We start from the raw sequence: 11,707 nt of genomic DNA on the forward strand, positions 1-11,707 counted from the left end.
AACCTATCTGCCGTTGTTATAATACCCTTATAGGAGGTTGATACAATGTCTGTAAAAGGACGTCATCTGTTCACATCCGAGTCCGTTACGGAAGGACATCCGGACAAGATTTGCGACCAGATCTCCGATGCGGTGCTTGACGCTTTTCTGGAAAATGATCCGAATGCCCGCGTGGCGTGCGAAGTCTCGGTTGCGACCGGTCTGGTGCTCGTCATCGGTGAAATCAGCACGAAATCCGAATATGTTGATATTCCAGCTATTGTTCGAAATACGGTAAAAGAAATCGGGTACACCCGTGCGAAGTATGGCTTTGACTCCAACACGATGGCCGTGTTGACATCGCTTAACGAGCAGTCCGCTGACATCGCTCAAGGCGTTAACGCCGCTCTGGAGAGCCGTGACCCTGCCCAAGTGGATAAGGAAACCGAAAACATCGGTGCCGGCGACCAAGGTCTGATGTTTGGTTTTGCGACCAACGAAACGCCTGAGCTGATGCCGCTTCCGATCGCGCTGTCCCACCGGATTGCCCGCCGTCTGTCTGAAGTGCGCAAGAACGGAACCCTGGACTACCTGCGTCCGGACGGTAAAACGCAAGTGACGATCGAGTATGTGGACGACAAGCCTGTTCGTGTGGATACAATCGTTGTTTCGACGCAGCACGCGGAAGATGCAACGTTGGAGCAAATCCAGAAGGACGTGAAAGAGCAAGTCATTCTGCCGGTTGTTCCAGCTGAACTGCTTGACGCCGAGACAAAGTATTATATCAATCCTACGGGTCGTTTTGTCATTGGCGGTCCTCAAGGGGACGCTGGTCTGACAGGACGTAAAATTATCGTGGATACGTACGGTGGATATGCCCGTCACGGCGGCGGTGCCTTCTCCGGTAAGGATCCGACGAAAGTGGACCGTTCCGCTGCATACGCAGCGCGTTACGTGGCGAAGAACCTCGTTGCTGCAGGATTGGCTGATAAATGCGAAATCCAATTGGCTTACGCCATTGGTGTAGCGACGCCGGTATCGATCAACGTCGATACGTACGGAACGGGTAAAGTAAGTGACGAGAAGCTGGTTGAGCTGATTCGCGCCAACTTTGACCTGCGCCCAGCCGGCATTATCCGCATGCTGGATCTGCGCCGTCCGATTTACAAGCAAACCGCGGCATACGGCCACTTTGGCCGTACCGATGTGGATCTGCCTTGGGAACGCGTGGACAAAGCGGAAGAGCTGCGTGCTCAAGCCGGTCTGTAATCGAAGCGACTACTTATAATAGAAGATATTTTTTTAAACCTCAGTTTGGCCAAATGGCCGGGCTGAGGTTTTTTGCATGCCTATCACCTAGCGTTTCCAGCCTTAGGCTAAACTTCTTTTCCTTTTTAACCGACATAGAAGTATAAGCGTGTGCCTGTGAAAAGGGTGCGGTATGTTTCGTTTCACAGGAGCGGAATACGAGGAAAGGTAGGTTTAAGCCATTCTATGAAAAAAATAACGGCATGCATGCTAGCACTCGCCATGGCATTGGACATAGGAATCACAGGAGGGATGGGAGGAAGTCCCGTATCAGCTGCAGCAACGGCAGTACAGGCTCAAATGAGCGGACCGCTTATCTCCACACTGCCAGAGGATGGGGCCGTGGAGGTTGGGAGACGTCCGGATTTTCAGCTGACCTTTAACCAAAACGTACATATTGCCGATCCATCCAGCGATCCAGTGTCGGACCCAGCGGTACGGATCATCGATCCGGCTCATCCGGAAGAGGCCAACCAGATCAAGCTCAGCCTAAGCGATTTAAAGGCCATGAATTCAACGAATCCAGCACCCACCAATAAGCTCAACTTCCAGCTGCCTGTAGGCAAATGGCTGTCCTACAAGACGGAATATCAGGTGAAAGTCGAGGCGAGAGTTCTAAAGGACGATTCTAACCAGACGTTGAACGACGAGTCGATGTTTACGTTCACCACGCTAAGCAAGCTGGCTGTCGTGGACTCCGCGCCACAAGTGGGTTCAATCGGAGCGAGTCCTTCCAACGCGTTGCAGCTTACTTTTAATGAAGAAATCCAGACGGGAAGCGGCAGCGTGCAGATCAAACGAGTGTCCGACAACCAAGTGGTGGATTCTATCACGCTGACGCAGGGGCAGACGAATTCACGGGTTCAAGTGGATGGGAAAAAGGTAAGCTTCACGTTGTCCCGTTCTCTGGACAAAAACACGACGTATTACGTGTATATCCCTACAGGTGCGATCACCACGCTGGATGGACAAGCGTTCAGCGGGTTGACGACGGGCGGGCAGTGGTATTTTACGACGCAGGGTGATACCGCAATTACGGCCAAATCGCCGCAAAGCGCCGCGACCGGGATCGCCATGAACAGCAAGCTTCAGCTGACGTTCAACAACCCGGTATATCCCGGGCAGGGCACGATTGACCTGTTCAAATCAAACGGTACCAAGGTGACTTCGATTAATGTCCAATCCACTCAGGTGACAGGCGGCGGCTCGACGGTCGTGACGATCGATCCGGGGAGCGTGTTGGCGTACGGGACGTCGTATTATGTGATCGTGCCTGAAGGGGCTTTTCAGGACCGGGGAGGCAGTAACGTGGCGGGGATCACCTCGACCACAGGCTGGACCTTCACGACGGCTGCGGCGCCAGGCAGTACGACTCCGCTATCCGTTTCCAGCTTGTCCCCGACAAGCGGAAGCACGAACGTGGCAGTGGACGCGACGCTGTATATGAATTTTAACCGGGAAGTAGTTCGCGGTTCGGGGAATGTACTGCTTCGCAAATCCTCGAATGGCGCCAGTGTTCCGGTGACGGTCACGGTGAGCGGGACCCAAGCCAAAATCCAGCTGCAGTCCGGTTACACACTCGACAGAGACGCGTCCTATTACGTGACTGTAGATCCGGGGGCTTTTTACGACAAACAGAACCCTGGCATGAACTACGCTGGAATTACAAGCACTACGGGCTGGACGTTCCAGACGAACACATCGGACAAGCAGGCTCCGGTGCTGCAGAGCAGTGAGATGTACAGCAACACGACGATTCGGCTCGTATATAACGAATCTTTGTATTCGGACTCCTGGTCATCGACGGCCAACTTTAACGTGACGGTGAACGATGAAGCGAGGCGGATCAGCTACGTGTACACCTCTGGGGACAGCGTCTATGTCATTCTGGAGACCGGCGTCGCCGTCGGGCAAAATGTAAAAATCAGCTACAGCGGCGGCTCCAGCCCGATCCGCGATACTTCGGGAAATGCGGCGGCAGCCTTTGGGGCACGCGAGGTCGTGAATGGCGTGGACTCCGCGCTGCCGAAGCCAACCAGCGGCACGATTTCGGGAAGCACGGTGGTGCTGTATTTTAGCCAGTCGCTGAAAAGTCCTTCCGCATATGCCTATGAGCAGTTCACCGTAACGGCGGACGGAACGAGCCTGGGCGTCAAAAGCGTGAGTCAAAGCGGCCAGTCCTTGACGCTGTCCCTGAACACGTCCGTCGGTGACGGGCAGGTGGTGCGGGTCAGCTACAAACCGGGGGCGTATCCGATTCAGGATTACCGCGGACAAAATATCGCTGGATTCACGGACTACATCGTCCGCAATTATTGGGACACAAAGCCCCCGGTCCTGGACAAGGCTGAAGGCGGCGGCACCAAGCTGGTCCTGACGTATAATGAGCTTCTCAGCACGACCAATGTGCCGATGAAAAGCCAATTTTCGGTACTGGCCAACAATGTGCCGAATTACGTGACCGCAGTGGAGATCAAGGGCAGCCAGGTAACGCTGACATTGACGTCTGCGCTGAGCAAAGATAACAAGGTGACGATCTCATACGTACCCGGTACCGCGCGCCTGACGGACCTGAACGGGAACTCGGCCGGATACCTGAATCTGGAGCCGGTGACGGTTACGACGCTGCTCGATATGGGTGACATCCAATCGGCGGTAGTGCAGGGAGATACCATCCAGGTCGTGTTCAATAAAACGCTGGTGTCCCAGTCCTCCGTCACAGTAACCCAATTCCAAGTGTTGGTGGACGGAACGACAAGCTCCCTGGCCAGCGCCTCGGTCAATGGCAGCACGCTGACGATCAAGCTCAGCAATCCGGTCATTAATGGACAAAAGGTGGAGCTGTCCTACATTCCAGGGGCCACGCCGCTCAGGGACAGTGCAGGCACTTATTTGAAGTATTTTAACAAAGTCCCGGTCAGCAACACGGGCACGACAACCGGCAGCGGAACAACCGATCCGAACCGTCCGTCTTACCTGACACTGATGGAGGCCGGAGAGTTTGGACAGGCCATGTTTGCGCTTGGCAATCAGGCAACGGCCGTGTCGGACGTAAAGTCCCGCAACAACCAATATATCAAGCAGTACCGGGTCGATGGCGAGAAACTGAAGCAGGCCTACCAATATATGCTGAATTCCGGTGAAAAGCTGCACACGCTCGTTGTGGATGCGGCCGTTGGACTAAACTCTGCATCGGTTACGTTCCCTTTGGATGCGCTGCAGCAAGTCTATAACATCGATCGCAGTGCCGTGCTGGCGGTAAAAGCCGGGGACGCCGTGTATATGGTACCTTTTAGCAAAATAAACCTGCCGGACATTGCCAGCAGCCTGAATGCCAGCAGCTCTTCCGTCACGCTTAACATCACGGTAGAGAAGCTGTCGGCGGAGGCAGCCGCGGATTTGAGCAAGAAGCTGAATACCAGCTCCAGCCAAAAGATCACCGAGCCAGTAGACTTCTATGTATCCGCCGTGAACAACAGTTCGCCGAACAATCCGCGTGAGCTGAAGCTCAGCGGGGAGGTTCTCGTCCGGACGAGCAGTGCGCTGCAGGACAGCCGGTCCAGTCTGGTCCGCTTCGACAGTGGAGCGAACAAGCTGACCTATGTTCCAGGCGTGATCGACACTGCAGGCAGCCGCCGCGTGTTCCATGCCAAGGTAAAGGGGAACTTCACCGTTTTCGGAGCGACGTTCTACAAGTATTACAGCGATCTTGGAAACCACTGGGCGAAAGACGCGATCAGCACGCTGTCTGCCAAGCAGGTCATCGAGGGCCGCACCAATACGCTGTTTGCCCCGGATCAGAGCATCACCCGCGCTGAGTTCGCTGAGTATGTGGCACGAGCCCTCGGATTGGAAGGGGATGCGCAGAGCGCGGACCGCTTCTATGACGTGGTCAACATCGGCTCCAGCGCCTATATCGGGGCGGCGGCCAAAGCTGGCATCGTCACCGGCAATACGGACGGTTCGTTCAAGCCGAACAGCTCGATCACGCGCGAGCAGATGGGGATCATGATGGTCCGGGCCATGAACTATGCGGGATACAACTCGACGCTGAGCTATCCGGCGTCCACGTACCTGAAAGTGTTTAAGGACAGCAAGCAAATCCAGTATCCGGATTCCGCGGCACGCGTGCTGAAGGAAGGCATTATCCAGGGTGTCACGGCGAACACGTTCCAGCCCCGGGGAAATGCGACCCGCGCCCAGGCGGCCGTCATGCTGCAGCGTCTGCTGGAGAAGATCGGGTACATGTAACCAGAGCAGTGAACAGGCTAAATCTCTCACAAAATCATAGAGTTTCCATTTCGTACGTCAGCCCTACTTCGGTGGGGCTTTTTTTTGTGGGATTCGCGGTGGATTTTGCTAAAAAGATTAATTTTCCGTAACTTTTTTGGATAATTTCAGTCTATTTAATAGGGAGTTCATACTGGACCTAGATAATAGAGTCTGTGAACTCATGCTGTAACGTGTATAGTCGGTTGGTCCTGTTTATGAACGAGCAACGATAGAATAGCATTGCGTATGAAGAAGATGGGAGAGTTAACAGTACATGAAATGGCATAATGATCGCATGGGGAACGAGCACAAGAAGGGTGCAGGCAAGAAGTGGATGGTCGTATCGCTGGCTGGCCTGCTGTTTATTACACCGGTTATCGGCAGCGGCATCCCGCTGAACGGACATTCTATTGCTTCGGTGGCCAGCGCGGCCACAGCGGCGACCGTAACGAAGCTCAGTGAGAGCCCGGTTACGTCTGGGGCGATAATGACCAAGTACAAATTTACGACGACGCGCTCTGGCAAACAGGCGACGGCACTGGCGGACGTCATCAAAGTGGATTTGCAGAATCCGAACGTCAAGATTGACGTCATGAACGGCCAGGACGGTCAGCTGACCACCAAACAGAGCACCGGCGGCATGGTCAAAGAGACCGGTGCGGTAGCGGGCGTGAACGGAGACTATTTTAATACGGCCGGAGACGGGGCACCGATCGGGGGGCAGGTCACCAGCGGGGAACTGGTATCGACGCCTTCGGATCTGAAGGGGATGTATTCCTTTGCGGTAAACAAGAGCGGCACGCCGGTTATCGATCAGTTTTCGTTTGACGGAACGGTGACAGCCCAAGACGGCTCTACGTTCACGCTGGCTGGTGTTAATAAGGCATCTTACACGCCGGAGAGCGGTACTTCGAATTACAGCCATGCGAATGCCATGTATATTTATACAAGTGCCTGGAAGTCGCCGGTTCGGCCGAAGAACAGCTCCACTACACCGGTTGAGGTCCTGGTGCAAAATAACGTGATTACGCAAATTTCCGAGCCAGGCGGCTTCGATTTCGCAGTGCCGGAGGACGGGTACATTTTGCGGACCCACGGAACGGCAGCGCAGTTCGTAACGAACCATATGGCGGTCGGCCAAACGATCACAACCGACTACAAGCTGCTGTCCAAAACGTCCGGACAGTCGCTTGATCCGGCCAACCTGCAGATGATGATCGGCGGGCATACGATTCTCGTGAACAACGGAGCGGCGTCGGCCTTTTCACGCGACGTATCCAGCATCGGAGGCTACCGCGCCCGTACTGCACTCGGATATTCGAAGGATCAGCGCTACGCATATATCGTAGCCGTTGAGAAAAACGACAACAGCTCCGGCATGTCGCTGTCCGAGCTGCAGACCTTTATGGTCAAAGTCGGTGTCTGGAAAGGCATGAACCTGGACGGTGGCGGCTCCACAACGATGGTCGACCGGCCGCTCGGCGAAACGGGCACGAAGCTGACGTTTGACACCGAATACGGAACAACCCAGCGCAGCGTCGTCAACGCTGTCGGCGTGTACACCGAGGCGCCGCAGGGCAGCCTGCTCGGACTGAAAATCAGCGGCTCTTCCGCGATCCTGATCGGACAGCAGGCGTCGTTCCAGCTGAAAGGCTATGACACCTACTACAACCCGATCGACGTGTCGAGCATTACGCCGACCTGGAAGTCGAGCAACGGCAACACCGTCGTTAGCGGACAGACGGTGAAGGGCGTGAAGCCGGGAACATCGACGATTACCGCGGTCAGCGGCAAAGCCAACGCCAGCATGCAGGTGAAGGTGATCGGCGGAGACGACCTGTCCGCCCTGAACGTCGGAACGGCTACGGCTCCGCTTAAGGCAGGCAGCACGGTATCGGTGCCGGTTACGGCGGTGACGAAGGACGGGCAGAGCATCACGGTTCCGGCCGGATCCCTGAAGTGGGAATTTATCGGCTTTAAAGGCAGCGTGCAGGATGACAAGCTGACCGTCGCTTCGGTGAATGCCAATACGAAGGTTGGTTATGCCATCGCCCGTTACAACGGCTTCAGCACCGTCGTTGTGCTGTCGGCAGCAGGCGAAGACATGTGGGAAAACTTTGAAAATGTCACATACCCGGTCGATTTTACGACGAACAGCGGCAGCCAGGTTACCGGATCGGCGCAGGTGATGCAGGGAACCGGTGACCATGCCAATTCCAAAGTGCTTCAGCTGCAGTATGACATGACGGCCGGCAGCGGTAAAATGTATGCTTATGCACAACTGAACGGCACTTCGGGTAAAGGCATTAATGCGGCGGCTACGTCGATGTCGATCGACGCGATGGGCGACAACAGCCTGAACTGGATGCGTGCCGAGCTGACGGACGCGAAAGGACAGACGGTTTACGTCGACCTTGCCAAAGCCATTGATTGGACGGGCTGGAAGACGATCAACGTGGATCTGAGCAGCCTGGGCATCGCCTTCCCGGCCCAGTTGAAGCGCCTCTACGTCGTCAATGTTGAAGATGGCCAGGACGAGCGGGCGAAGACGGGTACGGTCGCTTTTGACAACATTAAATTCACGATGCCTTCGCTGTCCAGCGATGCCGGCCTTCCAACCGGCAAGGTGATCATGGCGGTCGGGCAGAAGTCCTATATGTCGAATGGTCAGAAGAAATCTATGGACGCTGCGCCGGTCATGAAGAACGGTACGACCTATATTCCGGTGAAATACGTACTGGATACATTTGGCGGACAAGCCACATGGGATTCAGCCAATCAGCGGATCAGCGTCCTGCGGGGCGGCAAGCTGATGGACTTGACGGTCGGCAAAAAGGAATATATCCTAAACGGCAAGCGTAAAAGCGCAGAAGTTGCTCCATTCATCACCCAAGGTCGTACTTTAGTCCCACTTCGGCTCGTTTCCGAGCAATTAGGATTACAAGTAAATTGGGAACAAAACACGAAGACCATTACCATCCAATCATGATATGGTATGATATGTATAGAATTGAACTTAGGAAATGCGACTGCAGCTCATTCTATGTAGAACTGTAATGGTTAGAAATGGAGTAGAACATTCGTGGATTTTCAAGCCGATGCGATAGACCGAGTCATTAAGAATGCCATCCAGGTGGTTGAAAACAGCAAATATCAGATGTTCGAGATTCTCGAGACGGCCCGGGACGAGCTGCTCACGTTGAATCAGGAACTGCAGTTAGTGATGAAGGAAACCGTGGATACGCTGCAGAAGGTGGATCAGCTGGAGCTGAACTACCGGCGTTCCCGGATCCGGCTGACCGAGGTCAGCCGGGACTTCGTCCGGTACAAAGAGGATGATATTAGGCAGGCCTACGAGAAAGCGACGCAGCTGCAGCTTGATGTGATGATTTATCGTGAGAAGGAAATGTATTTGAAGGCCAGACGCGATGAACTCCAGAAGCGGGTGAGAAGTGTCGAAAATTCGATAGAACGTGCCGAATCCATCGGATCGCAGATGGGCGTTGTCATGGAATACCTGTCGGGAGAGCTGGGACAAGTGACCCGGATCATCGAGACGGCCAAGAACCGCCAGGTGATCGGTCTGAAAATTATTTTGGCGCAGGAAGAAGAGCGCAAACGCATCGCCCGTGAAATCCATGATGGTCCGGCGCAGCTGCTCGCTAACCTGGTCCTGAGAACCGAAATTGTGGAAAGAATGCTGCTGAAGCAGGAATTTAAGATGGTGCAGGACGAAATAGTAGATTTGAAGGGGCAGGTACGCTCCAGCCTTGAAGAAATGCGCAAGGTCATTTTTAATCTGCGTCCTATGGCACTCGACGATTTGGGACTGATCCCGACGCTGCGCAAATACGCGCACGATTACGAGGAGAAGACCAAGATCCGTACCATGTTCGAAACGAGAGGGAAAGAGCATCGTCTTTCTTCTGCAATGGAGGCGGCGATCTACCGTCTGGTCCAGGAAGCACTGAGCAATGCGGCGAAGCATGCCCACCCAACCTATGTGTTAATTGAAATTACATATCAAGCGCAGATGGTTAAAATTGTCGTTCAAGACAATGGACTTGGATTCCGAGTCGAGCTTCTGGAACAGAAGAGCAAGGATCATTTCGGTTTAATCGGAATGCGCGAGAGGGTAGAGCTTCTCGAAGGGAGAATGGAGATCGAATCGGCCGAGAACCAGGGTACGAAGATCATTATCCATATCCCAACGAACGTGGAAAAGGGAAAGGAGTAGTTGGATGGAAACGAGAGATTCCGGCAAAACAACCATTAAGGTCCTCCTGGCTGACGATCATCAACTGTTTCGCGAGGGTCTGAAGCGTATTTTGAACATGGAGGAAGACATTGAGGTCATCGGGGAATGCGGCGATGGTATTCAGGTGCTTGAATTTTGCAACGATATCAAACCCGACATTGTCCTGATGGATATTAATATGCCTGTGGAAAATGGTGTGGAGGCCACGGAGAAGCTCCGCGAGCTGTTTCCGGATGTAAAGGTCATTATTCTATCCATTCATGATGATGAGAGTTACGTATTCGAGACGCTCCGCAAGGGCGCGAACGGATACCTGCTCAAGGATATGGAAGCCGAGTCGCTGATCAATGCGATCCGTTCGGTTCAGGAAGGCTATGCATTTATTCATCCTAAAGTGACCGGCAAGCTGATTCAGCAGCTGCGGCGCATGACCTTCCTGAACGAAACGGGTGCCATGACCGAGAGCGGCGTCCGCGAAGCAGGCGTCAAGTTCGTGGCCGGCGAGAACAATCCGCTGACCCGGCGGGAAGCTGAAGTGCTGCGCCTGATGGCGGAAGGCAAGAGCAACAAGATGATCGGAGAGTTTTTATTCATTAGCGAGAAAACGGTCAAGAACCATGTCAGCAGCATCCTGCAGAAGATGGAAGTCGACGACCGTACGCAAGCAGTTATCAACTCGATTAAATACGGTTGGGTAACGCTCTAATACCATAATTTTGGGATAGCTGCTTGCCTTTGCCAAAGTTTGTGAAAAATTCCACTGTACGCTCGCTCATGCCCCTTTCGTCAGAGGTGTGGGCGATCCGGCCTTTATCATTCACCGTCCGGTTTGTACCCGCATATAGTGTGGGTATACAGGAGGTGAGTCTGCATGATGATTCCGCTTTTGTGGATCACGGCGGTATACGTGCTGGCGGCTGCGGCGGTTCACTTATTTCATGCTTGGCAGAAGCGCAAAAGTTCACCCTGGGTTCACTATACGCTGGTGACGTCCAACCATGAAGGACAGATCGAATGGTACATCCGGGCATTCGGGTGGTATTCGTTCATTTCAGGCAAGAAGCTTCGTCTAACGGTGATGGATGCAGCTTCCACGGATCAGACCGTGGAGATTGTCCACCGAATGCACGGAACCGCGGGTATGGAATTGTCCGTCGTCCCGATGCAGTCCTCCGTGGAGAACGGAGACATCGAAGGAACCTTGGTGCTGGCTGACGGCATGATTTCCGAAATGATTGATTTGAGAAAGCCGCATGAAGCGGAGCGCATCCCTTATGTCTAATACGCAGGGAACTGCGTTCATGCCGGGAGGCGGCATAATGCAGAATACAGAGTGAAGCACACTCCAGAGGCGACAAGCCGGGGGTGTGCTTTTTTGCGTTGGGCGGAGGATCGTCTGTGGTTTGTGAATTCTAAGGACTTGTAAAGATTGACTGAAATTTTGCATTGAACTTCCTTTTAGATCGGCCCAATAGCAGCCTATAACATTCATTTCTTTTCATTTCTTTAGTTCGTTAGTTCGTTCTATGTAGATTTACATATCACTCGTGCTGAAAAGTTTCTTGAAGAAATTGAGGTTTTCCGTAAGAGGACAGGATATTCGGCTTTTACGTTTCACCGAAACGGGAAGGGAGAAAGGAGGCGGGCGCATGCGTGTCGCCGTATATGCCATCCGGCAAGGGCAGCAGTGGAGGATGAAAATTTCGCTGGACCTGCGTATCGACATCGTATGGTGGGAGTATGTAAGCAGGAATACCGAGATGGATGGAACGATGGCTTTGCTGTCGGGAGACATGCCACTAGGCTGGGCTTGCAAGGTGGCTAAGGGTTTTGTGGGGGCGCCGGAGATGGTGCACTGGAAGATGCAGCAGTGGAGGGGGTGGGTGGAGG

6 protein-coding genes and 1 pseudogene are annotated in these 11,707 nt (G+C 53.7%); all 7 read left to right on the top strand.

The genetic code is table 11. The annotated features are described in order from the left end of the window. The first annotated feature begins 45 nt into the window (after positions 1 to 45). A complete protein-coding gene (gene metK / locus IAE55_RS30330) occupies positions 46 to 1,248 on the top strand; it encodes a methionine adenosyltransferase (protein ID WP_200634702.1) in 1,203 nt (400 codons plus the stop codon). A gap of 291 nt (positions 1,249 to 1,539) precedes the next feature. Next, positions 1,540 to 5,538 carry an Ig-like domain-containing protein gene (locus tag IAE55_RS30335; protein ID WP_200634703.1) on the top strand — a complete coding sequence of 1,333 codons (3,999 nt, stop codon included), beginning with the start codon at positions 1,540 to 1,542 and terminating at the stop codon, positions 5,536 to 5,538. 295 nt (positions 5,539 to 5,833) lie between these two features. Next, entirely contained in the window at positions 5,834 to 8,548 is a 2,715-nt protein-coding gene (locus tag IAE55_RS30340; protein WP_200634704.1) for a stalk domain-containing protein, read from the top strand. Positions 8,549 to 8,641: 93 nt separating this feature from the next. After that, positions 8,642 to 9,796, top strand: a complete 1,155-nt coding sequence (locus IAE55_RS30345) for a sensor histidine kinase (RefSeq protein ID WP_089549739.1) — start codon at positions 8,642 to 8,644, stop codon at positions 9,794 to 9,796. 4 nt (positions 9,797 to 9,800) lie between these two features. Next, complete coding sequence (locus IAE55_RS30350) at positions 9,801 to 10,523, top strand: response regulator transcription factor (RefSeq protein WP_076174607.1); 723 nt, start codon at positions 9,801 to 9,803, stop codon at positions 10,521 to 10,523. Between the two features lie 165 nt (positions 10,524 to 10,688). Further along, positions 10,689 to 11,099 carry a hypothetical protein gene (locus IAE55_RS30355; protein ID WP_089549740.1) on the top strand — a complete coding sequence of 137 codons (411 nt, stop codon included), beginning with the start codon at positions 10,689 to 10,691 and terminating at the stop codon, positions 11,097 to 11,099. Positions 11,100 to 11,466: 367 nt separating this feature from the next. Next, positions 11,467 to 11,707, top strand: a pseudogene (locus IAE55_RS30360) (hypothetical protein); the annotation flags it as partial.

This window comes from Paenibacillus sp. S28, from assembly GCF_016624415.1.
Lineage (GTDB): Bacteria > Bacillota > Bacilli > Paenibacillales > Paenibacillaceae > Paenibacillus_AQ > Paenibacillus_AQ favisporus.